The 23,120-nt window shown below is 68.6% G+C and carries 22 protein-coding genes; 14 read left to right on the top strand and 8 right to left on the bottom strand.

What is annotated here, in order from left to right; all coding sequences use genetic code 11:
* Positions 1 to 7: 7 nt before the first annotated feature.
* The gene (locus ASG63_RS11180; protein WP_055947098.1) at positions 8 to 373 is read right to left on the bottom strand and encodes an SWIB/MDM2 domain-containing protein; all 366 of its coding nucleotides are present in this window, start codon (positions 371 to 373) and stop codon (positions 8 to 10) included.
* Between the two features lie 595 nt (positions 374 to 968).
* Between ASG63_RS11180 and ASG63_RS26810 the strand changes: the two genes are divergently transcribed.
* The 3 genes from ASG63_RS26810 (at position 969) to ASG63_RS11170 (ending at position 2,199) form a co-directional block, all read left to right on the top strand.
* Positions 969 to 1,094 (top strand): hypothetical protein, encoded by a 126-nt coding sequence (locus ASG63_RS26810; RefSeq protein WP_274534730.1) that lies wholly within the window; start codon positions 969 to 971, stop codon positions 1,092 to 1,094.
* Positions 1,095 to 1,165: 71 nt separating this feature from the next.
* The gene (locus tag ASG63_RS11175; protein WP_056216037.1) at positions 1,166 to 1,669 is read left to right on the top strand and encodes a DUF2721 domain-containing protein; all 504 of its coding nucleotides are present in this window, start codon (positions 1,166 to 1,168) and stop codon (positions 1,667 to 1,669) included.
* A 92-nt stretch (positions 1,670 to 1,761) separates the two neighbouring features.
* Positions 1,762 to 2,199 (top strand): PRC-barrel domain-containing protein, encoded by a 438-nt coding sequence (locus tag ASG63_RS11170; RefSeq protein WP_056216034.1) that lies wholly within the window; start codon positions 1,762 to 1,764, stop codon positions 2,197 to 2,199.
* 33 nt (positions 2,200 to 2,232) lie between these two features.
* On the opposite strand, the gene ASG63_RS11165 is transcribed toward ASG63_RS11170, so the two are convergent.
* Positions 2,233 to 2,892, bottom strand: a complete 660-nt coding sequence (locus tag ASG63_RS11165; RefSeq protein ID WP_082487530.1) for a response regulator — start codon at positions 2,890 to 2,892, stop codon at positions 2,233 to 2,235.
* A gap of 143 nt (positions 2,893 to 3,035) precedes the next feature.
* Between ASG63_RS11165 and ASG63_RS11160 the strand changes: the two genes are divergently transcribed.
* From ASG63_RS11160 to ASG63_RS11135, 6 genes are all read left to right on the top strand, one after another.
* Positions 3,036 to 4,223, top strand: coding sequence for an FIST N-terminal domain-containing protein (locus tag ASG63_RS11160; RefSeq protein ID WP_056216030.1), 1,188 nt, complete (start codon positions 3,036 to 3,038; stop codon positions 4,221 to 4,223).
* The gene (locus ASG63_RS11155; protein ID WP_056216028.1) at positions 4,220 to 5,575 is read left to right on the top strand and encodes an ATP-binding response regulator; all 1,356 of its coding nucleotides are present in this window, start codon (positions 4,220 to 4,222) and stop codon (positions 5,573 to 5,575) included. The genes ASG63_RS11160 and ASG63_RS11155 overlap by 4 nt, the downstream gene beginning before the upstream one ends.
* Positions 5,576 to 5,898: 323 nt before the next feature.
* Positions 5,899 to 7,872 (top strand): acyl CoA:acetate/3-ketoacid CoA transferase, encoded by a 1,974-nt coding sequence (locus ASG63_RS11150; RefSeq protein WP_056216025.1) that lies wholly within the window; start codon positions 5,899 to 5,901, stop codon positions 7,870 to 7,872.
* 55 nt (positions 7,873 to 7,927) lie between these two features.
* Complete coding sequence (locus tag ASG63_RS11145) at positions 7,928 to 8,878, top strand: LysR family transcriptional regulator (protein WP_082559261.1); 951 nt, start codon at positions 7,928 to 7,930, stop codon at positions 8,876 to 8,878.
* Positions 8,879 to 9,069: 191 nt separating this feature from the next.
* Positions 9,070 to 9,825 carry a glucose 1-dehydrogenase gene (locus tag ASG63_RS11140; protein WP_056216023.1) on the top strand — a complete coding sequence of 252 codons (756 nt, stop codon included), beginning with the start codon at positions 9,070 to 9,072 and terminating at the stop codon, positions 9,823 to 9,825.
* Between the two features lie 80 nt (positions 9,826 to 9,905).
* A complete protein-coding gene (locus tag ASG63_RS11135) occupies positions 9,906 to 10,826 on the top strand; it encodes a bestrophin family protein (RefSeq protein ID WP_056216020.1) in 921 nt (306 codons plus the stop codon).
* Between the two features lie 121 nt (positions 10,827 to 10,947).
* Here the strand turns inward: ASG63_RS11135 and ASG63_RS11130 are convergent, their stop codons facing one another.
* A complete protein-coding gene (locus tag ASG63_RS11130) occupies positions 10,948 to 11,829 on the bottom strand; it encodes an AraC family transcriptional regulator (protein ID WP_056216075.1) in 882 nt (293 codons plus the stop codon).
* Between the two features lie 187 nt (positions 11,830 to 12,016).
* The gene (locus tag ASG63_RS11125) at positions 12,017 to 13,129 is read right to left on the bottom strand and encodes an asparaginase (RefSeq protein WP_056216018.1); all 1,113 of its coding nucleotides are present in this window, start codon (positions 13,127 to 13,129) and stop codon (positions 12,017 to 12,019) included.
* Positions 13,130 to 13,382: 253 nt separating this feature from the next.
* Here ASG63_RS11125 and ASG63_RS11120 point away from each other — a divergent pair, with 253 nt between their 5' ends.
* From ASG63_RS11120 to ASG63_RS11110, 3 genes are all read left to right on the top strand, one after another.
* Complete coding sequence (locus ASG63_RS11120) at positions 13,383 to 14,315, top strand: LysR family transcriptional regulator (protein WP_056216016.1); 933 nt, start codon at positions 13,383 to 13,385, stop codon at positions 14,313 to 14,315.
* Between the two features lie 190 nt (positions 14,316 to 14,505).
* On the top strand, positions 14,506 to 14,805 hold the full coding sequence (locus tag ASG63_RS11115) for a hypothetical protein (protein ID WP_056216013.1): 300 nt from the start codon (positions 14,506 to 14,508) through the stop codon (positions 14,803 to 14,805).
* A gap of 477 nt (positions 14,806 to 15,282) precedes the next feature.
* Positions 15,283 to 17,361, top strand: a complete 2,079-nt coding sequence (locus ASG63_RS11110) for a TonB-dependent siderophore receptor (protein ID WP_200927247.1) — start codon at positions 15,283 to 15,285, stop codon at positions 17,359 to 17,361.
* A 43-nt stretch (positions 17,362 to 17,404) separates the two neighbouring features.
* On the opposite strand, the gene panB is transcribed toward ASG63_RS11110, so the two are convergent.
* The 4 genes from panB to ASG63_RS11090 all read right to left on the bottom strand — a co-directional run bounded on the left by panB (position 17,405) and on the right by ASG63_RS11090 (position 21,305).
* Positions 17,405 to 18,229 carry a 3-methyl-2-oxobutanoate hydroxymethyltransferase gene (gene panB / locus ASG63_RS11105; RefSeq protein WP_056216009.1) on the bottom strand — a complete coding sequence of 275 codons (825 nt, stop codon included), beginning with the start codon at positions 18,227 to 18,229 and terminating at the stop codon, positions 17,405 to 17,407.
* A 522-nt stretch (positions 18,230 to 18,751) separates the two neighbouring features.
* A complete protein-coding gene (locus ASG63_RS11100; protein ID WP_056216072.1) occupies positions 18,752 to 19,339 on the bottom strand; it encodes a rhodanese-like domain-containing protein in 588 nt (195 codons plus the stop codon).
* A 16-nt stretch (positions 19,340 to 19,355) separates the two neighbouring features.
* Positions 19,356 to 20,213, bottom strand: coding sequence for a quinoprotein dehydrogenase-associated SoxYZ-like carrier (locus ASG63_RS11095; protein WP_056216007.1), 858 nt, complete (start codon positions 20,211 to 20,213; stop codon positions 19,356 to 19,358).
* A 138-nt stretch (positions 20,214 to 20,351) separates the two neighbouring features.
* A complete protein-coding gene (locus ASG63_RS11090; protein ID WP_056216005.1) occupies positions 20,352 to 21,305 on the bottom strand; it encodes a quinoprotein relay system zinc metallohydrolase 2 in 954 nt (317 codons plus the stop codon).
* Positions 21,306 to 21,458: 153 nt separating this feature from the next.
* On the opposite strand from ASG63_RS11090, the gene ASG63_RS11085 reads away from it, so the two are divergent.
* Together ASG63_RS11085 and ASG63_RS11080 are read left to right on the top strand one after the other, a co-directional pair.
* Positions 21,459 to 22,061, top strand: a complete 603-nt coding sequence (locus ASG63_RS11085; protein WP_056216003.1) for a TetR/AcrR family transcriptional regulator — start codon at positions 21,459 to 21,461, stop codon at positions 22,059 to 22,061.
* 53 nt (positions 22,062 to 22,114) lie between these two features.
* Positions 22,115 to 23,101: a CobW family GTP-binding protein gene (locus ASG63_RS11080; RefSeq protein WP_056216000.1), complete on the top strand. Its 987-nt coding sequence runs from the start codon at positions 22,115 to 22,117 to the stop codon at positions 23,099 to 23,101.
* Positions 23,102 to 23,120: the final 19 nt, after the last annotated feature.

Below are 23,120 nucleotides of genomic sequence, written 5' to 3'. Positions count from 1 at the left end.
GCTGGGCTCAGGCCGACTTGAGGTGCGCGGCCAAGTGCTTGTTCATCTCGAACATGGTGCATTTGTCCTTGCCGAAGACCTTCTTCAGCTTGTCGTCGGCGAGGATCTCGCGCTTGTTCTCGGGATTCTGCAGGTTGTGCTTCTTGATGTATTCCCAGACCTTGCTGACCACCTCGCCACGGGGCAGGGCGGCGTCGCCAACGACGGCGGCGAGCTCGGAGGACGGCTTCAGCGGCTGCTGCAGGGCGTTCGGCTTGGCGCCATCACCCTTCGGCGCGGCGACCTTCTTGCCCTTGGCGGCGGGCTTCTCGGCGTCCTTCGGGGCAGCCTTGGGGGCGGCCTTCTCGGCGGTCTTGGTGGTGCTCTTTGCCATGGGGTGTTCCTCCGGATGTCGACGGTGAGCGCCGGTACGCCCACGGCCGGTGGCCTCGCAGCGCATAGCTGCAACAACTAAGCGGTGCCGCGAGCGTTCCAAGGGAAAACCGCCCTCGGCGCGCTCGTCATCCACAGGCGCGGAGGCTCGTCTCCGGTCGAGGCCGCCCCAGGGCGAAGTGAGATGGCCTCGACTTGGACGAGAACTTCATCGTCATCGACCTGTACTTTGGCATGAAGGCGAAGGGAGCCAACGGCTTGGCGGCTCGTAGAGCTGCGCGGAAAGCTCTAGAGTTACAGTTGGTTAGGGGATTTTCGGTGGCACGGTGCCAGCCCGTGCTCCGGCACCCACCCCCGGCCCCAGCCCGGCTTAGACGTCGTGTGGGGGAGCGATTCCGGCCCACGCCCGCGCCTCGGCCCAGAGGTGCGGGCGTGGGCGCAAGAATTTCCGACCGCCGTGAAGAATTGATCGGACTCCCGGGCGCGACGGGATCCTCGGAATCTGGACCCGGATCGAGCCCGCTACGTCCGATTTCGGGACGGAGCGGCGGCCGGGGCATCAGCGAACCTTAAGGGCGATCGACGAAACCGGGGGCATGATCCTCCTTGCCTTCACGCTTTCGCTGGGTGCCGCCGTCGCACTCATCATCGGACTCGGCACGCTGGTCTCCATCGAGGCCCAGACCGGTCCCGGCGGCCGTGCCGATGCCGGTCTGATCTGACCGGCGGCCCCGAACCGCCCGCGTCCTCGAACGTTGCGCCAGGGTTCCGTCCCGGTCGCGATCACCCCTTCATGTTCGACAACTCCGTCGCCTCGTCCCTCGACAGCACGGCTCACATCATCCAGATCGCCCTGACGCCCGTCTTCCTCCTCTCGGGCATCGCGACGCTCCTCAACGTCTTCGGCACCCGCCTCGCCCGGGTGGCCGATCAGGCGGAGCGCATCTCGCAGGCGATCGACGGCGCCTCCGGCCTCGACCAGGTCCGCCTGGCGGGGCGCATGAACGCGCTCCGCCGGCGCTCCCTCGCCCTCGACGCCGCCGTGATCCTCGGGGCGCTGGGCGGGGTCGCCACCTGCGGGGCGGTCCTCACGCTGTTCGTCGGGGCCTTGCGGGACGCCACCGTCGCCGACATCCTGTTCGTGCTGTTCGGCCTCGCCATCCTCTGCACCCTGAGCGCCCTGATGGTCTTCGGGTTCGAGATGCTGCTGGCGAGCCGTGGGATGCGTCAACGGGTGGCCGTGCGCCAAATCGAGGTGGCCGAGGAGACCGGCGTGCCGGTGGACGAGCGGGCCTGAATCCGGAACCCCCGCGCGGGTGGCGGCTTGTCCGGTCGAGCGCGGCATCCCGTGCCCCCGCCGCCCGAATCCACTCTGCAAGAGGAATGCGCATGCCGACGGACCTCCCGAACGAGCGCAGCATCCGCCCGGCCGGCTCGATGGAGCTCGACCCCTCGGCCGAGGGCGTCGCGATCGACGAGACCCGGCGCCTGATCGCGTCGAACAAGGTCGAGGGCACCGCCGCCTACAGCCGTGAGGGCGAGTCGATCGGGACCGTCTACAACTTCATGGTCGACAAGGTCTCGGGCCAGGTCGCCTACGCCGTCATCTCCTTCGGCGGCTTCCTCGGGCTCGGCGAGAGCTACCATCCCGTGCCCTGGCGGGCGCTGACTTACAGCGTCGATCTCGGCGGCTACATCGTGGACATCGACCGCGACACCCTGGCGGGGGCGCCCACCCACGGCCCCGGCGAGGATCCCTTCGCCGACCCGGCCTTCGGCGGGCGAGTCGACGGCCATTACGGCGGCTCCAAGGTTCCCACGGCCTGAAGGGACCCGCCGCTCGAGGGCTCGCCGGGCCGGTCAGCTCTCGGGCGCCGCCAGGATCCGGTCGAAGTCGAGGAGCGCCGTCTCGATCACGATCTGCGTGCGGCTGATGACGTCGAGCTTGCGCAGGATCTCGGAGACATGGGCCTTCACGGTGGAATCCCCGACCTGGAGCTCGTGCGCGATCTGCTTGTTGAGCTTGCCCTGGCGGATCATCGCCAGCACCCGCACCTGCTGCGGCGTGAGGCTCGCGACCCGCTCGGCGATCGGCGCCTTGCGGGCGGACGACGGGGGCAGGGTCGCGTTCGGCAGGCTCGCCGGTACCCAGAGTCCTCCGGCAAGAACGTCGGCGATGGCCCGTGTCAGCGTCGCCTTGTCGACCGCCTTGGGCACGAAGCCGGCGGCGCCGTGATCCAGCGCCTCCCGGATGATCCGCGGATCCTCCAGTCCGGAGACGACCAGGATCGGGACCCGCGGCGCCTGCGCCCGGATCGCCAGCAGGCCTTCGAAGCCGGTCACGCCCTGCATCGACAGGTCGAGGAGAATGATCTCGATGGCGGCCTGCGCCGCCAGTACGGCACAGGCGCTGGCGATGCCGTCGGCCTCGTGCAGCGTCGCGTCCGGGTAGGCGAGCCCCACCGCGCTGGCGAGCGCGTCGCGAAAGAGCGGGTGATCGTCGACGATGAGGAGATGCATGCCCGTTCCGCCCGGTGCGTGCGCCCCTGTTCCCGAGCTGTTCGGTGCCGCATTGCGCGGGAGCCGGCCGCCCGACATACTCGTGTCACCGCGGAGAACCGGGCGTCAAGTCCGGCACGCGACGCGCAGGCGGGGAATGGAACGTGGCACAGGGGACGCAGGTGCGCACGCATCTGTGCGGCATCACGACGGCGTGGACGGACGCCGCCGCGGCCGACGGGGCCATCGCGGAGATCGGCGCGGCCATCGGCCCGCGTCCCGTCGCCCAGATCGTGGCCTTCTTCTCGGCCGATTACGACGTCGAGATCCTGAATCGCGAACTCAGCGCGCGCTTTCCGGGTGCGGGCATCGCGGGCTGCACCATGTCGGGCGGCATCTCGCCGGCGGGCGGCCTTGATCGCGGCCTCGTCGTGATCGCCTTCCCGAAGGCGGGCTTCCGCATCGTTTCCACGCTCTTGGACGCCATCGACCACCTCGACGTGGAGCGGACCGCTTCCAGCGTACGGACCCTGCGCCGAAGCCTCGACGGCGCGGGCGCCGATCCGGCATCCGGCCGCTGCTTCGCCCTCTCGCTGATCGACGGGCTCACCAACGCCGAGGAGACGGTGGTCTCGGCCATCGCCTGGGCCCTGGACGGCATCCCCCTCGTGGGCGGCTCGGCGGGCGACGACCTCACCTTCCGCGAGACGGTGCTGCTCCATGACGGCCGAATCCATCAGCGCGCCGCCGTGCTGCTCCTCGTGGATTCGGATTTCCCGATCCAGATCTTCAAGAGCGACAATTTCGAGCCGACCGCGACCAAGTTCGTCGTCACCGCCTCCGACGACGAGCAGCGTACCGTCCACGAGCTCAATGCGGAACCGGCGGCGCGCGAATACGCCATGGCGGTGGGGCTCGATCCGGAGCGCCTGTCGCCGATGAGCTTTGCCGCCTATCCGCTCGCGGTGAAGGTCGGTGGCGAGTATTTCTGCCGATCAATCCGGCGCATGAACGCGGACGGCTCGCTCAGCTTCTTCTGCGCCATCGACGAAGGCGTGGTGCTCACCCTGGCGCGCCCGCGCGACATCGTGGCGGCCACGGAAGCCGAACTCGCCCGCCTCGACGCGGCGCTGGGCGGCATCGATCTCGTCATCGGCTTCGAGTGCGTGCTGCGCCGCCTCGATGCCGAGAGCCGGCAGGTGCGGCACGGCATCGTCGACCTCTACCGGCGCTACGACATCGTGGGCTTCGACACCTACGGCGAGCAGTACCGGTCAATGCACCTCAACCAGACCTTCACGGGCATCGCCATCGGGCGGGGCGAGCCGGCCCGCGGCGAGGCCGAGCCATGATCCTGCCGCCCGAGGCCGCGTCCCCCGCCCCGGAGGAGGACGCGAACCTGCGGCGCATCGCCAAGCTGGAGCGCATCAACGCGGCCCTGATGGCCCATGTGGAGCGCAGCATGGACCAGCAGGGCGGGGCCTATTCCCTGTTTCAGACCGCCACCATGCTGGAGGGGCGCGTCCGCACCCGCACAGAGGAGCTGACCGGGCTGATGCACCGCCTGGAGCGCTCCAACGCCGCCCTGGTGGCGGCCAAGGAGGAGGCCGAGAACGCCAACCGCTCGAAGACCCGCTTCCTCGCGGCCGCGAGTCACGACCTCCTGCAGCCGCTCAATGCGGCCCGGCTCTCGGCCTCGGCCCTGGCCGACCTCGGCCTCGGTCCGGAGGCCGCGGCGATCTCGGGGCAGATCGAGCGCGGGCTCCAGATCATCGAGGACCTGATCAAGACCCTCCTCGACATCTCGAAGCTCGATGCCGGTGTGGTACGCCCGGCGATCAAGCCGGTGGCCCTCGGCGAGCTTCTCGCCGGCATCGCGGCGAGCTTCCGGCCCTTCGCCGAGCGCAAGGGGCTGCGCCTCACCGTGCGCGGGCCCGACCTCGCTGTGGCGAGCGATCCGATGCTGCTCCAGCGCATCCTGCAGAACCTCGTCTCGAACGCCATCCGCTACACCCGGCAGGGCGGCGTGCTGGTGGCGATCCGCCACCGCGGGGACGCCTGCCGCATCGAGGTGCTCGACACAGGCTGCGGCATCGCGCCGGCGGAGCAGGGCCTGGTCTTCGAGGAATTCTTCCGGGGGGGTGCCGAGGGGGAGGGGGGCGAGCCGGGCCTCGGCCTCGGCCTCTCCATCGTGCGCCGCATGGCGCAGGCCCTCGATCATCCCCTCGATCTCGCCTCCCGGGTCGGGCGCGGCACCCGCATGGCCCTGACCGTCCCGGTGAGCCTGACGCCGCCGGAGCGCGCGGTTCCGTCCGCCCCCGTGACGACCCGGCTCACCGGCGCGCGGGTGCTGGTGGTGGAGAACGATCCGCCCACCGCCGATGCCCTGGAGCGCCTCCTGCGCACCTGGGACGCCGAGGTCTGCGTGCATCGCGACCTGGCCGGGGTGGCGGCGTCGCTGGCGGCCGGGAAAAGCCTGCCGGATCTGCTCATCCTCGACTACCATCTCGACAACGGCGCCTGCGGCCTCGACGTGGCGATCCACCTTCAGGCCCGTGCCGAATCCCGTTTGCCGGTCATCGTCACCACCGCCAACCACTCTCCGGAGATCGAGGCGCAGGTCGCCGAATTCGGGGCGCAACTCGTCCATAAGCCGGTGCGGCCGGCCGAGTTGCGGGCGCTCCTGACCTATCTGCTGACGTAAGGGGGCTCCCGAAGGATGCTCATCCCAAGAGTATTTTGAATAATCTTGGCCGTGTCGGAGGCATCGTTCCGTCTTGGTGCATCCCGGCCGCAGGAACGCAAAATCTTTTGCGGCCGCACTGTTAGTTCAATTTGATAAGCGATTGAAAAATTTGCATTGCACCAAGATAAAATTGCGCTGCAACGAGAGTTGTGGTGCCCTTGCGAAGCTTCCTGCGGATCTTTACGCTGTCGCGTCAGAATAAGACTTCCCCATGTGCGACCCGCTCCAGGCTCTGACCTGCCGCCCGTCGCCGGCCTGGGGTGCGGAGGACGGCCCGGTTCATGAAGAAAAACAAGGTCATCACGGCTGGCGAAGCGATCGCTCTGATCCGGCACAACGACGTGGTCACCACGACGGGCTTCGTCCAGAGCTGCATTCCGGAGGCGCTGCACGCTGCCCTGGAGAAGCGCTTCGTCGACACCGGCGCACCCCGTGACCTGACCCTGATCATGACGGCGGGGGCCGGCGACAGCAAAGGCCTCGGCACCGGGCGCCTGCACCACGAAGGCCTGCTGAAGCGCGTCATCGCCGCCAATTTCGGCCGCATGCCGAAGGTCGCCAAGGCCGCGCAGGAAGACAAGATTCTCGGCTACAACCTGCCCCAGGGCGTGATCTCACAGCTCTACCGGGCCTGCGCCGCCGGCCAGCCGGGACTGTTCTCCAAGGTGGGCCTGCACACCTACGTGGATCCGCGCCACGGCGGCGCCCGGGTCAACACCGTGACCCAGGACGAAATCGTCAAACTGGTCGAGGTCGATGGCGAGGAGTGGCTGTTCTACACCGCCACCAAGATCGACGTCGCCTTCATCCGAGGCACCTCGGCCGATCCGTCGGGCAACATCTCCTTCGAGAAGGAGGCGCTGACCCTGGACTGCCTCGCCCAGGCCATGGCGGCGCGCAACAACGGCGGCATCGTCATCGCGCAGGTCGAGCGCATCGTCGATGACGGCTTCCTGCTGCCCAAGGACGTCCGCGTGCCCGGCATCCTGGTGGATTGCGTGGTGCTCGCCGAGCCCGAGATGCACCGCATGAACTACGGCGTGCAGCACGATGCGGCGCTGGCCGGCCAGATCCGCGTGCCCGTGAGCGGCATGAAGAAGATGCCCCTCGACGCCCGCAAGGTCATCGCTCGGCGCGCGGCCTTCGAGCTGCCACCCAACGGCGTCGTCAACCTCGGCGTCGGCGCTCCCGAGGGCATCTCGGCGGTGGCCAACGAGGAGAAGGTCACCCCCTACATCACCCTGACCACCGAGGCCGGCGCGGTCGGCGGCGTGCTCGCGTCGGGGTCGAGCTTCGGCGCGGCGACGAACGCCGATTGCGTCATCGACCAGAACCAGATGTTCGACTTCTACGACGGCGGCGGCCTCGACATGACCTGCCTCGGCCTCGCCGAGTGCGACCAGCACGGCAACGTCAACACCAGCATGTTCGGTGGGCGCCTCAACGGCTGCGGCGGCTTCATCAACATCAGCCAGAACGCCCGCTCGGTGGTCTTCGCCGGCACCTTCACGGTGGGCGGCCTGGAGACCGTGATCGAGGACGGCAAGCTCCGGATCGTCACGGAAGGGCGCTCGCAGAAATTCCTGCCGCAGGTCGAGCAGATCACCTTCAGCGGGCACTACGCGCAGATGCGCTCGCAGCCGGTGATCTACGTCACCGAGCGCTGCGTCTTCCAGCTCACCGACGAGGGGCTGGAACTCATCGAGGTGGCCCCCGGCATCGACATCGAGCGGGACATCCTGCCCCATATGGGCTTCCGGCCGATCATCAAGCAGCCGATGCCGATGGATGCCCGCCTGTTCCGCGACGAGCCGATGGAACTGCTCGCCGACCTCTTGAACCTCAACCTGCCGGAGCGGGTGAGCTACGACACCGAGCGCAACATCCTGTTCGTGAACCTGGAGGGCTGGCACGCCCGCGCAAAGAGCGACCTCGACGACCTGCGCATGGTGCTGGTGGGGGCCTGCAAGAAGGCCGGCCAGCGGGTCAACACGGTGGTCAACCACGACGGGTTCCGCATCAACGAGAACCTCTACGACGACTACGCCCACATGATCCAATACCTGCAGGCGAATTACTATCTCACCACCACGCGCTACGCGACCAGCGCCTTCCTGCGCCTGAAGATGGAAGAGGCCCTCAACCGCCGCGGCCTCGCCCCCCACGTCTTCGAGCGCAAGGAGGACGCCCACGCCTTCCTCGAAGGCGCCGGCAAGGTGCGCCGCGCCTCCACGGCGATCGCCTCGGCGGCGTGAATCGAAGGGCGTCGTCGGCCCGGACGCCGGCGTCGCGCCACGTTGAGGCGCGCTCATGGTTCTTGCGTCGGCGCTTCCGCGCCGGCACAACCGGTCCGTGCCACCCCCTCGTCCCAGCCTGCCGGCCCTCGGGGCCTTCCTGGCGATCGCGAAGCATCGCAGTTTCCGGCGTGCGGGCCTCGAACTCGGCGTCAGCGCCTCGGCCCTGAGCCATGCCCTGAAGGGTCTCGAGACGCAGCTCGGCGTCCGCCTCCTCAACCGGACCAACCGGAGCGTCACCCTCACCGCCGCCGGCGAGGATTTTTTCGCGTCGCTCGATGGGCCCTTCCTGGCGATCGGGCAGGCCGTCGAGGCGCTGAACCGCCATCGCGGTGCGCCGGCTGGGCGCGTGCGCCTCAACGTGCTGGAGCACGCGAGCGCGCTCCTCCTCGCCCCGGTCCTTCCGGTCTTCCTCGCCCGCTACCCGGACATCGCGATCGATGTGCGCGTGGCGAATCGCCTGCTCGACGTGGTCGATGCGGGCGCCGATGCCGGGATCCGCTACGGCGACACGGTCCCGGAGGACATGGTCGCGCATCGCCTCTCCGCCAACATCCGCTGGGTCGTGGTGGGCGCGCCCGCCTATCTGGAGCGCTTCGGGGTGCCGGCGCATCCCCACGACCTTCTCGCCCATCGCGGCCTGCGCGTCCGGCTCGGCGACGACCGCATCTATCATTGGGAGTTCGAGCGGCACGGCGAGGCCATCGCCGTCGATGTGCCGGGGGCGCTGACCCTCGACAGTACCGGCCTCGCGGTGGCCCTCGCCCAGGCCGGAGCGGGCCTCGCCTACCTGCCCGAACCCTGCGTGACGCCGCTGATCCGGGCGGGCGCGCTCCGGTGCGTGCTCGGCGACTGGTCTGCGTCCGGCGCCGCCTTCCACCTCTACTATCCGGGGCGCCGTCAGCTGCCGACGGGCCTGCGTCTGCTCATTGCCCTCATCCGCGAGATGCGCCCGCTCGGCTTCTAGGTCGCGTCGGATCGGCCGGGCACGATGAACGGGACTCATCGCTCCGATGAGGCGATGCCGGCTCACGCCTCGTTTTCGCCCCGCCTACATCGCGGTGGGCGCTCCGGATCGAGGGGCCGATGGCGACGCGGTCATCGGGACATCCCGCGAATCCGGGACGTCCCGCTTCCCGAACCCGTGAGGTCCCGCCCATGTCCCGTCCCGATCGATTCACCGGCCGTGTCGCCCTCGTCACCGGAGCCGCGAGCGGCATCGGGCGCGCCACCGCCATCGCCTTCGCCCGGGAAGGGGCCCGCGTCGCCATTCTCGATCGGACCGAGGCCGCGCTGCAGCCAACCGCGGAGGCGATCCGGGAGGTCGGCGGCGAGGGGCTGGTCCTCGCCTGCGACATCGCGTGGCCGGAGCAGGTGGAGGCGGCGATCACTGAGACGGTCGCGACCTTCGGCCGGCTCGACATCGCCTTCAACAATGCCGGCGTCGAGAACGTCGCGGCACCGGTGGCGGAGATCGCCCTCGCGGACTGGGACCGTATCCTCGGCATCAACCTGCGCGGCACCTTCGTCTGCATGAAGCACGAGATCGCGCAGATGCTGCGCCAGGGCGGCGGCGTGATCGTGAACACCGCGTCGGGCGCCGGCATCCGGGGCGTCGCCGGCGGCGCCAGCTACGCCGCCTCGAAGCATGCCGTCATCGGTCTCACCAAGTCGGCCGCCCTCGACTACGCCACCGCCAACATCCGGGTGAACGCCGTCCTGCCGGGCAACATCGCGACGCCGATGATGGACCGCTTCACCGGGGGCGACATCCAGAAGGCGATCGACCTGGAGCCGGTCGGCCGCCTGGGCCGGCCCGAGGAGATCGCCGAGGCGGTCCTGTGGATGAGCGCCGAGCTGGGCGCCTTCGTCACCGGCGCCGCGATCTCGGTCGATGGCGGCTGGTCGCTCTGATCCTCCCGTCCGCGGTTCGGCTCGCCCCCGTCGAGGCGGGCGCGGTTGCGGGACGCGCCGCGGACTGAGAAGACGGAGGGATGATCGTCCGTTCGCGCCCGAGCCTCCTCGACATCCTGTTCACCCTGCGCGGCTCGATCCTGCCGAAGGTCGCCCTCAAGGTCGGGGGCATTACCCTGGTGGCGGTGGTCGTGGTGGCGGTGGAGCGGCGCTGGCCCGAGGCGTTCCCGATCACCGCCGGCGTCGGGCCCTTCACCCTGATCGGGATCGCCCTGTCGATCTTCCTGAGCTTCCGAAACAGCGCCTGCTACGACCGTTGGTGGGAGGGCCGCCGCGCCTGGGGCAGCCTCGTGGTCGAGACCCGGGGGCTCGCCCGGCTCGTGACCGCCCTCCTGCCGGGGGAGCCCGTCGAGCCCCTGCGCGGACGTACCCTGCGGCGGCTCTCGGCCTTCGCCCACGCCCTGCACGCGCAGCTCCGCGGCGGCGATCCTCAGGCGGCGGCCGCGCCCTGGCTTCCGGAGGCGGAGGTCGCGCCGCTGGCCCGGCATCCGAGCGCGGCGGATGCGGTGCTGGCCGGGCTCACCGCCGATCTGGCCAGGGCCTATCGTCAGGGTGTCCTCACCGACGTGCTGTTGGCCGCCCTGGAGCACAAGATCGCCGCCCTGGCACAGGTCCAGGTGGTGTGCGAGCGCATCCAGAACACCCCGCTGCCCTTCGCCTACACTCTGCTCCTCTACCGCACGGCGTGGATCTACTGCCTGCTGCTGCCCTTCGGCCTCGCGGCCTCCCTCGGCTGGGCGACGCCGGTGGCGACGGCCCTGGTCGCCTACACCTTCTTCGGCCTCGATGCCCTGGGCGACGAGTTGGAGGAGCCCTTCGGCCTCGCGCCGAACGACCTGCCCCTCGACGCGCTGCTGCACACCGTCGATGGCATCGTCCTCGACGCCCTCGGAGAGACCGCGCCGCCGCCCCTGGTGCCGAAGCGCTACCTGCTGACGTGAGGGGGCCGCCCTGCGTGCATCCGACGGTGCCGACCCGGCGCCTCGGCTGAGGTCTGGGAGGGGTGGAGCGTGGCCTGTCGGCTTCAGGCGGGGAAGCGAGACACGTCGCCTTTGCGCAGGGTTATTTCAGCGGCAGGAACACCTCCGCGACCGCCTCGTGCTCCGGCATCTCCGGGAAGAACGAGAGGCGCTGGCAGTAAAGCGGGAAATCCCGCGCCTCCTCGCCGCTGGCCGGGAGCCACCCGCGATAGAGATAGAGTGCGGGAGGCTCCAGATTGTCGGTGTTGCCAACGACCCGCAGCACCGCGCAGCGTCCGCCGGGGATTTCGCCGACCTTGATTTGCTTCCCGTTCGCCGCGATCGGCTGGTCGGTTCCGACACAGAGGTCAACGCCATAGTCGGCGGGCGACACGGGACGCCGGTCGGACCGCCAGACGGTGAAGGTCGGGTTCGTGCTGGGGCGCAAGCCGGCGGCCTTCCGCCATTCGATGAACCGCCGAATGGTAGCCCCGAGCGTCGCCGGATCACCGCGGTGCTCCATGATCGCCACCCGCGTCGATGGCACATCGCGGATCGTCACGTCGTCGGGCGTGAATGTTCTCAGCATGAGCGTGTTCCTCGCGTTGTCGAGAGGCCCGAAGGCCGCGAGCCACGATCCCCAGTCGGGAGCCTTGCTGAAAGACGACGGCGACTGCCCAAACCGTTGCCGAAAGGCACGGGCGAAGGCATCTGGTGCTTCGTAGCCGGCATCCATCGCCACTTCCGTGACGCTTTGGGCATCCCTGTAGGCCAACCGGTATGAAGCGCGCTTCATGCGAGCAAGCTGAACGTAGCGATGCACGGACATCCCGAAGGTCGCCGTGAACTGCCGATGGAAGTGGAACTTCGAGAAAGCCGCGATGGCGCTGACCGTCTCCAGATCCAGATCGTCGTCCAGGTGCCGATCGATGTGATCCAGCACCCTCCGCATCCGGGCGTGGTAGTTTCGGAGCGCCGCACTCATCATCCCGACCTTCGTGGCGCGACCAGCTAGGCGCAGACGGGCATGACCTGCTCGACCGATCTTGCGGTTCGGCGCGGGCTGTATGCTGCTCCGAAGTCTGTTCGCGGGCGAGCCGTATCCTCGCGTGAAGGGCAGATTTGGGTCGACGGCGGATACGTCCCGAAGCGTCCGCCATCGATCCGAGGTGTCAGTATTCCCAGAAGATCCGCTGCAGCTCCTTCGAGTCCTGCGTCTTCGTCAGGGCGACGGCGGCGAGGATCTTGGCCTTCTGCGGGTTGAGGTCGTGGGCGACCACCCAATCGTACTTGTCGTCGGGCTGCTCGGCGTTGCGCAGGACGAAGCCGTCGCCGACGCGCGAGGAGCGGATGATCTGCACGCCCTTGGAACGGATGTCCTTCAGGGTGTCGACGAGGTAGCCCGCCACCGAGCCGTTGCCGGTGCCCGCATGGATGATCGCCTTGGCGCCGCCCGCCACCGCGCTGGTGTAGGCTTCGGGGTGCATGTTGCCCGAGCCGTACACGATGGCGACCTCGGGGAGGCTGTCGATGCCGTCGATATTGAATTCGGAGGTGGTGCCGTGGCGCTTCACCGGCGCGCGGAACCAGTAGGTCTTGCCCTCCACCACCATGCCGAGCGGACCCCACTGGCTGAAGAAGGCCGAGGGCTTGATGTTCACGCGCTTGGTGGTGTCGCGGCCGGCCTGGATTTCGTCGTTCATGGTCAGCAGCACGCCCTTGGCGCGGGCATCCTTGGCGCCGGCCACGGTGACGGCGTCGAGGAGGTTGAGGGCGCCATCCGCCGAGATCGCGGTCGAGGGCCGCATCGAGGCCACCATCACGATGGGCTTGTCGGTCTTCACCACGAGGTCGAGGAAATAGGCCGTCTCCTCCACGGTGTCGGTGCCGTGGGTGACGACGACGCCGTCGACGTCGTCGCGCTTGACCAGGGCCGAGACCTTCTTGGCGAGCTCGATGAGCTGCGCGTTGGTGAAGCTCTCCGAGGCGATCTGGAACGCCTGCTCGCCGCGCACGTCCGCCACCCCGGCGATGGCCGGCACGGCGGCGATGAGCTTGTCCACCGGCACCTTGGCGGCCTGGTAGGTGGCGCTGTTGGCCGCATCCGCGCCGGCGCCCGCGATGGTGCCGCCCGTGGCGACGATGACGACGCGGGGCTTGGCCGCAGCGGCGGGGGCGGAGGCCGTCTCGCCGGGCTTGGCCGGAATCGGGCCCTCCAGCGCGATCGCGGGGAGGGCGGTTCCGACCATCAGGGCCATCAGGGCGATCGGCAGGGTACGGCGCATGGGAATACTCGGGTCGTTTCGGGAGCGGCATTGTGGCGCCGCGCACCGGCGAGGCCCAGCCGAAAAACGCGCCCGTGACGGGTCAATCCCGAGGCATCCGAAAAACCGTCATCGGGGAGGTTGGATCGCGCGAGCCACCGGGCTGTCTCGGGGGCCGTCCTGACCGGAAGATCCGGCGGGGGCCTTGCACACCCGCCCGTCCGGGGCGAGGAGGCTGTGCGGTACTGCGGGGATCGAGCGGAACGAACCGATCATGACCATCGATCACATCGATCTGTCCCGGGTCGACCTCAATCTGCTGGTCGCCCTCGACGCGCTCCTGGCCGAGCGCAGCGTGACCCGGGCGGCCGCCCGCATCGGCATCGGCCAGTCGGCGATGAGCAGCAGCCTGGCGCGCCTGCGCACCCTGTTCTCCGACGAGCTCCTGACGCGCGCGCCCGAGGGCATGCGTCCGACGCCCCGGGCTCTGGCGCTGGCCGAACCGGTGCGGACCCTGCTGCGGCAGGTCCAAGCGCTGGTGCGTCGCGATGCCGAGTTCGATCCGCGTACGGTCACCCGCACCTTCACCATCGGCCTACCCGACAGCGCCGAGGTGCTGATCGGCCCCCGCCTCCTCGCCCACCTGCGACGGGAGGCGCCGGGCATCAGCCTGCTGCTGCGGTCCATCGACCGCATCCGCATCCTGCAGGAGCTCGATGCGGACCGGGTCGACCTCGGCATCGGCTTCTTCTCTGAGGGGCAGACCCACCACAAGCAGCGCCTGCTCTACCGCGACAGCTATCTCTGCATGTTCAATGCCGACCTCGTCGGCCTGACGCCGCCGATCTCGCTCGACGACTACCTACGCTTTCCCCACGTGCTCACCAGCCTGAAGGAGACCGCCCACGGGGTCGTGGACGATGCCTTGGCGCGGCTCGGGCGCCGGCGCACCCTGGCGGTGACGACGCCGCGCTTCCTCGCGGTGCCGTTCCTGGTGCGCAGTGCGCCCGTCCTGACCACGATGCACGCCCGACTCGCGACCTTCTTCGCCGGGGCGCTGGGCCTCACCGTGAGCCCGGCCCCGGTTGCCCTGGAGGATGTCGCGATCTCGATGCTCTGGCACGCCTCCTACGACGACGATCCCGCCCATCGCTGGCTGCGCCGGACCCTCCTCGCCCTGGTGGAGCAGCCGACCGGAACGATCTGACCGTCGGGGGGCGGGGCGCAGCCACGGAAGCGGCACAATCCTGCGCGATTTCCGCGGCGCGTGAGGATTCGCACGGATGTGATTCACGGGAGGGCGGGGTTCGTTACCGTTCATCAACCGTTCGGTGATTCCCTCCCACAGTGACGCTTCTGGATTTGCACAGGCTCTTCGGGATCAAAGGAACGGAGCTATGAAGAACTCGCTGGTCGCGGCCCTCGTGGCTGCCTCGTTCGCCGTCGCCGCAACCCCGAGCGCCCAGGCGCGCGATGGCATCGGAGCCGGTGGGGCCGCCGCCCTCGGCGTGCTCGGCGGCCTCGCCATCGGCGGTGCGATCGCCTCGTCCCAGAACGATGGCTACTATCCCGGCCGCCCGGTCTACCGCGCCCCGCGCCCGGTCTACGTCGAGGAAGAGGTCTGCCACATGGAGCGCCGCGGGTACGTCGACGCCTACGGCTACGAGCACATCCGCCGCGTCCGCGTCTGCGAGTAAGGCAGACCGAGGGGCGAGCGGCCACTCCACGATCCGTTTCGATGTCAGGCCAGACGGCCCCGCCTCCACGGCGGGGCCGTTCTCGTTCCGGCGGCCCCCTGGCTGCGCCGCCACGCCGGAACCGTTCACCAGGGTCGTCTCCGTTTCGCCGCTTCCTCGGGAGCAACGCGCCAGCGTCCAGCCCGCAAGCATATAATTGTATTAGTTCTAAAATGTTGCTCCGCGATCACGTCGCGAAGTTGTTTAGATCTGCGCCCTAACCGGCTCGTTGACCATCTGAAATTTTTGTTTCAATTGGCCACAATACATTTGGTCGTAGGTCGAACCGTGCCGTTTTTCTTTGTGATCCCCTCCGCACAACCGAAGCGCGGTATCTTCAGCTTGAGGATGGCCCTGGCCAGTTCAGTGGCTGCCATGGTTGCGAGTGCGGTGACTCCGGCGAAGGCCCAGCAATCCAGCCCGCCGAGCGCGTCGGCCGTGACCCTGGATACCCTTGAGGTCGTCGGCGATCGTCGGGGCGGCGCCGCGATCGGCGCGGCCGAGGATCCGCGCGGACCCGTTGCCGGATACGTCGCGACCCGCTCCGTTTCGAGCACCAAGACCGACACCGCGATCATCCGGACGCCCCAGGCGATCTCCGTGGTGGGGCGCCAGCAGATCGACGACCAGAAGCCGGCCTCGCTCGCCGAGGCGACCCGCTACGCGCCGGGCGTCCGCGGCGAGACCTTCGGTGCCGACCCGCGCAACGACTGGTTCCTGATCCGCGGCTTCACCGCCCAGGAATCCGGCTACTTTCTCGACGGGCTGCAGCTGTTCACCTCGGCCTTCGCCACCTGGAAGCTGGAACCCTTCGGCCTGGAGCGGCTCGAGATCCTGCGCGGGCCGAATTCCGGCCTGTACGGCGGCGCCAGCCCCGGCGGCATCATCAATGCGGTGAGCAAACGACCCCCCATCGTGCCGATCCGCTACGTCGAGACCGGCGTCGACAACTACGGCAACGCCTATGCGGGCTTCGACATCGGCGGTCCGGTGGATGCGCCGGGCACCGAGGGCAAGCTGTTCTACCGGCTCGTCGGCCTCGGCCGGGCGGGCGGCACGCAGGTCGACTACGTCAACAACGACCGCTTCTTCTTCGCGCCCTCGATCACTTGGAAGCCGGACGCCGACACCTCGCTCACCGTCCTCGCCCAGGTGCAGCGCGACCGCGCCGGCACCCAGAACTTCCTGCCCTACGAGGGCACGGTCACGCCCGCGCCCTTCGGCTTCATCAAGACGAGCCGCTTCACCGGCGATCCGGCGACCGACCGCCTGACCCGGTCCCAGGACATGATCGGCTACGAGTTCGAGCACCGTTTCGACAACGACATCAAGTTCCGGCAGAACGCGCGCCACGGCACCGTCACCGTCAATCTCTTCAACCGGTACGGCGGCGGCTACGCCACCACGCCGGCCGCGGGCGACCTCAGCCGGTTCGACTTCTTCACCCGCGGCGCCGCAGTGCAGAGCGACATCGACAACCAGTTGGTCATTCCGTTCCGCACGGGAGATTTCGGGCACACGGTGCTGGCTGGCTTCGAGTACCGCCGCTACCAGATCGACGATTACCAGGCCTTCGGCTTCGGTCCGTCGCTGAACCTGATCCGGCCAATCTACCCCAACACACCGCTCAACCTGGGCGCGCCCTACCAGAACGCACTGATCACCCAGAACCAGTTCGCGGCCTACCTGCAGGACGAGATCACGTTCGGGAATTTCTCGATGGTGCTCAGCGGTCGCCACGACTGGGTCGCGACCGACAACGACAATCGCATCGGCGCCAGCGCCAGCCGCGATACCAGCGCCTTCAGCGGCCGCGTCGCCTTGATCTACAACGACGAGTCCGGGCTTGCCCCCTACGTATCCTATGCGCAGGGCTTCAACCCGACCGTCGGCCTCAACGGCGTGACCGGCCAGCTCCTGCTGCCTGAGAGAAGCGAGCAGACCGAGGTCGGCCTGAAGTACAAGCCCCCGGGCTTCGACGGCTATTTCGCCGCCGCCCTGTTCGACCTGACCCGCTCGAACGTCGTGACCACCAATCCGCTCAACATTCAGCAGGTGGTGCAGACCGGCGCGGTGAACTCGCGCGGTGCCGAGATCGAGATGGTGGCCAACCTCGCGCCCGGCCTGCGGGCCGTCGCGTCCTACACCGCCTACGATCTCTCGGTGACCCGCGACCTGAACACGGCCCTCCTCGGCCGGACGCCGACCAACACCCCGGAGCAGTACGGCTCGCTGTTCCTGGACTACACGTTCCAGAGCGGCGTCTTGCGCGGCTTCGGTCTCGGCGGCGGCGTGCGTGGCGTCGGACGCTCCTTCGCGGACCAGGCCAACGAATTCCGCGTGCCGGGCTACGTCGTCGGCGACCTCGTGGCCCACTACGATTGGGAAGGCTGGCGCTTCGCCCTCAACGTATCGAACGTCTCGGACGAGCGGATCGTCAACAGCTGCAGCACCGTCACGGCCTGCTACTACGGCGAGCGCCGCCGGGTGCTCGGCAGTATCGGCTACCGCTGGTAGCCACCCGGGGTCGGTCTCGGCGGGATGACCCTGCGGAGACCGGTCACAGCGGCTGGTAGGTGTGCTCCTCGGCCGGGAAGGTGCCGGAGCGGACTTCCTCGGCATAGTCCTTCACAGCGGCCTCGATCTGGCCCCGCAGGGTGCCGAAGCGCTTCACGAATTTCGGCACCCGGTCGCTCAGGCCGAGCATGTCCTCAAGGACGAGGATCTGACCGTCGCAGGCCATGGTGGCGCCGATGCCGATGGTGGGCGTGGTGATGTCGGGGGAGGTGGCGATGGCCCGGGCCACCGGCTCGACGATGCCCTCCATCACGATGGCGAAGGCGCCGGCGTCGTTGATGGCGCGGGCATCGGCCATCAGGCGGCGCTCGCCGTCGGCCTCGCGGCCCTGCACCTTGAAGCCCCCCATGGTGTTCACCGACTGGGGGGTCAGGCCGATATGGCCCATCACCGGCACGCCGCGCTCCACCAGGAAGGCCACGGTCTCGGCAAAGCGCGCGCCGCCCTCCATCTTGATCGCCCCGGCACCCGTCTCCTTGAGCACGCGCGCAGCGTTGAGGAAGGCCTGTTGGGGGCTCGCCTCGTAGGAGCCGAAGGGCATGTCCACGACCACCAGGGCCCGCGACGTCCCGCGCATCACCGCCAGCGCCTGGACGATCATCATCTCCAGGGTCACCGGTAGGGTCGATTCCATGCCGTGCATCAGCATGCCGAGGGAGTCGCCCACGAGGATGAAGTCGCAATACGGGTCGAGGATGCCGGCGGTATGGGCGTGGTAGGCGGTCAGCGCGATGATCTTGCGCCCCTCGGCCTTGCGCTTCGCCAGGTCGATCGCGCGGATGCGGCGGGACTGAACGGCTTGCGACATGGGACTCCACCCGGCTGGTGCGGATCGCCGGAATGCCGGCGGACCGTCTGCTGGTGGCGTCTCTATACACGGCCTCGCCCGCACGCGCGCGGGCCGAAGTAACGGTCCCCCGGCATTGTCGCCGGATCTTCGCTCCGTAAAACTCTTATTTTGTCGGTGGCATACCAGATATCGCCCCCGCTGGCGACAGGTCATCTCAGCGAGGATCTAAGCGTCGTAAGTCCTGCCCGGGGGCGTCGGTAGCAGCGATGGCGTCGCTGCTCGTAGCTCACTCCGGGCGTTTCCTCCCTAGACTTGCGGGCGCCTTTATTCTGCCACAACGGAACCGCTGTCAACTGCGCATGCGTCGGTGTGTCTGCAGATATCTGCAGATCATTTCAGCGTCGTCGCAGCATGGGAAAACATCGTGCCCGATCAAGGAGTTCGTATTGCGATGTCCCGGTTCGACTGATCGTCCGCTCCGGCAGGTTTTCGGGCGCGGCTGGGCTTGCGGACCAAGAGGCCCTTGGCTGGGTTCCTGACCTAGCGCTGCGCTGCGCCTCCGGCTCGGGCACTCCACGCGGGGTCCTCGGGGATCACCGTGGTGGGGTGGCGCTCCTGCCAGCCCTCGATGCCTTCGGGGAACCAGTGCACGCGGGTATAGCCCTGCAGCACCAGCCGCTTGGCCGCATTCCAGCTGCCCCAGCATTCGGGATGGCAGAAGGCGACGATGGCCCGGCCCCTGTCGCCCCCGGTCAACTCCCCGACGCGCTGGAGGAAGAGCGTCTCGCGAGCCGGATCGAGGGGCGCGGCACCGGCATTGGCCATCCAGACCGCGCCGGGGATCGAGCGGTGAGCGGGCAGCCAGGGCCGGTCGTCCGGAAAGCCCGCCGGGCGCCGGTCGGCCAGGGACACGTCGAGAAGGATCGGCTTGTCGCGGGCGATCAGGGCATCAAGGGCGTCGATGTCGATGACCGTGGCGCCCGACAAGGTGGCTGGGGTGTAGCCCCGTTGCGGCCCTGTCCAGATCCCGTCCGGTTCCGGCACGTTCAGAGGGGAATCCGCTGGGCCGGCCGCCGCCAGAACGAGCATGGCGGTTCCCGCGACCGCGAGCCGGACGAGCCGCCGCATCATGGTGCGGACCCGCTCAGTTCGTGGCGCTCGGCGCCGTGAAGCTGTGCTCCCAGCGGCCGTTCTGGTTGTCGGTGGCCACGACCTTGATCGGCCCCTGGCCCTCCGGCTGCAGGCCGAAGTTGATCACCGGGTTCGACGCGATCGAGATGTCGCCGTCGAGGGTCAGGACGGCCTGATCGCCGCGGGTGATCGCGACTTTGTTGATGTAACGGGCCGGCGTGTAGTCGCGGGTGATCTGGTTCATCTGCATGCCGCTGAAGTTCGGGTGACGGATCATCAGCGTCGCCTCCACGGGGCGCCCGGGCTGGGCCTCCGCGAATTTCAGCTTCATGTCGCCCATCCCCTTCATCGCCTCCTCGTCGCTCATCCCCATGGGCGCCGAGCAGCCGCCGGAAGCCTTCACGAACTTCGTGGTCTCGAAGAGCCGGCCGTCCTTGGTCTCCACCACGGCGTGGATGTTGGTGTAGTTGTTCACCCGCACCCGGAGCTTGATCTCGCCGGCATCCGCCCCCGGGCCGAAGGCGATGTGGGCGGCGTAGGGCGACGGGTTGTCGTCGATGACGAGGTGGATGCCCGCGATCTTGTCCTTCTCCGGCATGGTCAGGGTGATCGGGACCAGCGAGGCATCGAGCGCCCGCACCGGCGCGTCGATCTTCACGAGGCTGTCGGTCGGTGCGATCGTCTTGTCACCGAAGATCGACGTCCGGATCTCCTTCCAGCGGGCGAGGCGTTCCGACTCGTCGTCCGAAGCCCCGGCGGCAAGGCTCGGGCTGGTCCGCAGCGCGGTGCCAGCGCCGACCAGCGGCAGGGCGAGCGACAGGGCTGCCAGGACGGAGCGGACGAGAACAGGTTTAGCAATGGAGCGGGTCATGGCGTTTCTCCTGCTGGATGATCGTTCTTCTTGCGACATCTCTTACATCACGTGGCACCGGGCGGGATCGGCCTCAAGCCACGCTCGCAAATTGAGGTCTCGGGTCATGATCTCGAGTGATGGTCTCCTGCCACGCCCTCATTCCCATTCCAGCTCCTTGAAGGCCTGGGTGACGTTGCGGCCGTTATAGGTGTCGAACAGGACCCACCGGTCGCGCTCGGACTGGGCGACGGTCCGCACCGCCTTCTCGATCGGCACGTCCGCCACGATGGCCTTCCGCGTCTCGTCCCGGAGGATCGTGAGATAGCGGGTGAGGTCGTCGAGGGCGGGCGCGACATCGACCAGCCGCGGTCCGTGCCCCGGAACGGCCTTGGTCGCCCCCATCGCGCGCAGGCGGTCCGCCTCCTTGAGCCAGCCCACGAGGCTGCCGTCGAGGGAGGGGATGCGGGTGACGAACAGGAGGTCGGCGGGAAACAGGATGCCGCTCGCCGAATCGCGCATCGAGAGGTCGCAGTTCGTGTGTGCCGCGCCGTGCGCGGCGAAGCGCACGACGCGGCCGCCGAGATCCACCTCGGCGCCGTCCGTCACCTCCAGGGTGGGATAGACCACGCTGCCGGCCCGGTCCGCGCCCAGAATCTCGACGAGGCGCCCGCGATAGTATTCGCCCCGGGCATCCAGGGCGGCGCGCAGGGCATGGTGGCCCACGTAGACCGGCTTGTCCTCGGCGAAGGCCGCCGCCCCGAAGCAATGGTCCGGGTGGACGTGGGTCAGCACCACGTGGCTGATCGGCTTGTCCGTGCGCTTGCGGATCTCCGCGCGCAGCCAGGCGCCATCGGCGAGGCTGCCGCCGGATTCGGTGACGAGCACGGACCGGTCGCCGACGATGAAGCCGATATTGGCGATGGCGTCGTCGTTCTCGGGGGTCGCCTCGGCGTCGGGGCCGCGCCGGATGAAGATGCCGGGGCCGACCTCCTGCAGGTCGAAGCCCTCGGCCGACCGTCCGAGGGTCGGCAGGCAGCACAGGCACAGGCCGCCGAATAGGGCGCTGCGGCGCGTGGTGCTCCAGCGTGATCGGCTGGCGTCCGCCCGCATGAACTTCCTCCGTCTTCTTGTTCTACCAATTAGTAGGTAGATTTCTTGCCGCGTCAACGGCATAAGCCGGAAGGGCCGCGGACGGGCGATCACGGACTCGCGCGCGGGCGCCGAGGGGCGAGGGCGGTCGTCCGCCAAGGAGACCACGGGACGATGAGGGGCACCCGCGCCGCGCTGCTGCTGCAGGCCGAGACCCTGGTGCGGCGCCGGGGCTATGCCGGCTTCAGCTATGCCGACCTTGCCGAGACGGTCGGGATCCGCAAGGCGAGCATCCATCATCACTTCGCCACAAAGTCCGACCTCGCCCATGCCCTGGTGGCCGCCTACGACGCGCGCTACGACGGCGCCCTGGCCGAGATCCGAGCCGACGAGCCGGACGCGATCCGTCGGATCGCCGCCTACGGGACGCTCTATCTCGGGGGCGTCGAGGCCGGGCTGGGCTGCCTCTGCGCCGTCTTGGCGATCGAGGGAGAGGCTCTGCCGGATTCCCTGCGCGCCGACATCGCCCGCTTCTTCGACAAGCACATCGCCTGGTTGGAGGGTGTGCTCGCCGAGGGGATCGCGGCCGGGAGCGTCCGGGGCTCCGTCGCGCCCGGGGCAACCGCCCGCATGGTGATCGCCGCCCTCGAAGGCGCCCTGCTCATGGAGCGCCTGCTGGCGGGGCCGGCGGGATTCCGCGGCACACTCACGGCGCTCTGCGACGGGCTGCGGGCCGGCGGGGTTTCATCCGATCGGGGTTTCATCCCGCCGGACTGATACAATATAACAGGCTGCAGCGACGCCTCCCGCGCCATCGACGAAGAGTCTCCATGTCCGACAGCCCGAACACCGCCTCCGCGAAGATTCCCGTCACCGTGCTCACCGGTTACCTGGGCGCGGGCAAGACCACGCTCCTCAACCGCATCCTCACCGAGAACCACGGCAAGCGCTACGCGGTGATCGTCAACGAGTTCGGGGAGATCGGCATCGACAACGACCTCATCATCGGCGCCGACGAGGAGGTGTTCGAGATGAACAACGGCTGCGTCTGCTGCACGGTGCGCGGTGACCTCATCCGCATCATGGACGGCCTGGTGAAGCGGCGCGGCAAGTTCGACGCGATCATCGTCGAGACCACCGGCCTCGCCGATCCCGCCCCCGTGGCCCAGACCTTCTTCATCGACGAGGATGTCGGCGCGGCCGCCCGCCTCGACGCGGTGGTGACGGTGGCCGATGCCAAGTGGCTCTCGGACCGCCTCAAGGACGCGCCGGAAGCCAAGAACCAGATCGCCTTCGCCGACGTGATCCTGCTCAACAAGGCCGATCTCGTGGCGGAGGCGGACCTCGCCCGGGTCGAGGCCCAGATCCGCGCGATCAACCCCTACGCCAAGGTCCACCGCACCGAGCGCTGCGCGGTGCCGCTGGAGGCGGTGCTGGAGCGCAACGCCTTCGATCTCGGCCGCATCCTCGACATCGAGCCCGACTTCCTCGAGGAGGGCCATCATCATCACCACGACGACGACATGCAGTCGGTCTCGGCGAAGATCGACGGACCGGTCGACCCCGAGAAGTTCATGCCCTGGATCTCGACCCTGACCCAGGTCCAGGGCCCCGACATCCTGCGCTGCAAGGGCATCGTCGCCTTCCCGGACGAGCCGCAGCGCTTCGTCTTCCAGGGCGTCCACCAGATCCTCGACGGCGACCTTCAGGGGCCGTGGAAGGACGACGAGCCGCGCGTCTCCCGCGTGGTCTTCATCGGCCGCAAGCTCGATCCGGAGGCGATCCGCGCCGGCTTCGAGGATTGCAAGGCCGGGTGACGAGCGATCGTCGCGGGAC

Origin of the sequence: Methylobacterium sp. Leaf94 (genome assembly GCF_001426045.1) — a bacterium.
In the GTDB taxonomy this organism is placed as follows: domain Bacteria; phylum Pseudomonadota; class Alphaproteobacteria; order Rhizobiales; family Beijerinckiaceae; genus Methylobacterium.
The sequence above is the reverse complement of the archived record's forward strand: the minus strand, read 5'-3'. Positions and strand labels throughout refer to the sequence as shown.

Excerpts from the sequence above, each read along its gene's own strand:
- ASG63_RS11090 (WP_056216005.1), bottom strand. The coding sequence starts at position 21,305 with ATGCGGGCGGACGCCAGCCGATCACGCTGGAGCACCACGCGCCGCAGC.
- ASG63_RS11150 (WP_056216025.1), top strand. The coding sequence starts at position 5,899 with ATGAAGAAAAACAAGGTCATCACGGCTGGCGAAGCGATCGCTCTGATC.
- panB (WP_056216009.1), bottom strand. The coding sequence starts at position 18,229 with ATGTCGCAAGCCGTTCAGTCCCGCCGCATCCGCGCGATCGACCTGGCG.
- ASG63_RS11120 (WP_056216016.1), top strand. The coding sequence starts at position 13,383 with ATGACCATCGATCACATCGATCTGTCCCGGGTCGACCTCAATCTGCTG.
- ASG63_RS11155 (WP_056216028.1), top strand. The coding sequence starts at position 4,220 with ATGATCCTGCCGCCCGAGGCCGCGTCCCCCGCCCCGGAGGAGGACGCG.
- ASG63_RS11080 (WP_056216000.1), top strand. The coding sequence starts at position 22,115 with ATGTCCGACAGCCCGAACACCGCCTCCGCGAAGATTCCCGTCACCGTG.
- ASG63_RS11115 (WP_056216013.1), top strand. The coding sequence starts at position 14,506 with ATGAAGAACTCGCTGGTCGCGGCCCTCGTGGCTGCCTCGTTCGCCGTC.
- ASG63_RS11180 (WP_055947098.1), bottom strand. The coding sequence starts at position 373 with ATGGCAAAGAGCACCACCAAGACCGCCGAGAAGGCCGCCCCCAAGGCT.
- ASG63_RS11085 (WP_056216003.1), top strand. The coding sequence starts at position 21,459 with ATGAGGGGCACCCGCGCCGCGCTGCTGCTGCAGGCCGAGACCCTGGTG.
- ASG63_RS11165 (WP_082487530.1), bottom strand. The coding sequence starts at position 2,892 with ATGCATCTCCTCATCGTCGACGATCACCCGCTCTTTCGCGACGCGCTC.
- ASG63_RS11135 (WP_056216020.1), top strand. The coding sequence starts at position 9,906 with ATGATCGTCCGTTCGCGCCCGAGCCTCCTCGACATCCTGTTCACCCTG.
- ASG63_RS11095 (WP_056216007.1), bottom strand. The coding sequence starts at position 20,213 with ATGACCCGCTCCATTGCTAAACCTGTTCTCGTCCGCTCCGTCCTGGCA.
- ASG63_RS11170 (WP_056216034.1), top strand. The coding sequence starts at position 1,762 with ATGCCGACGGACCTCCCGAACGAGCGCAGCATCCGCCCGGCCGGCTCG.
- ASG63_RS11100 (WP_056216072.1), bottom strand. The coding sequence starts at position 19,339 with ATGCGGCGGCTCGTCCGGCTCGCGGTCGCGGGAACCGCCATGCTCGTT.
- ASG63_RS11140 (WP_056216023.1), top strand. The coding sequence starts at position 9,070 with ATGTCCCGTCCCGATCGATTCACCGGCCGTGTCGCCCTCGTCACCGGA.
- ASG63_RS26810 (WP_274534730.1), top strand. The coding sequence starts at position 969 with ATGATCCTCCTTGCCTTCACGCTTTCGCTGGGTGCCGCCGTCGCACTC.
- ASG63_RS11145 (WP_082559261.1), top strand. The coding sequence starts at position 7,928 with ATGGTTCTTGCGTCGGCGCTTCCGCGCCGGCACAACCGGTCCGTGCCA.
- ASG63_RS11125 (WP_056216018.1), bottom strand. The coding sequence starts at position 13,129 with ATGCGCCGTACCCTGCCGATCGCCCTGATGGCCCTGATGGTCGGAACC.
- ASG63_RS11130 (WP_056216075.1), bottom strand. The coding sequence starts at position 11,829 with ATGAGTGCGGCGCTCCGAAACTACCACGCCCGGATGCGGAGGGTGCTG.
- ASG63_RS11175 (WP_056216037.1), top strand. The coding sequence starts at position 1,166 with ATGTTCGACAACTCCGTCGCCTCGTCCCTCGACAGCACGGCTCACATC.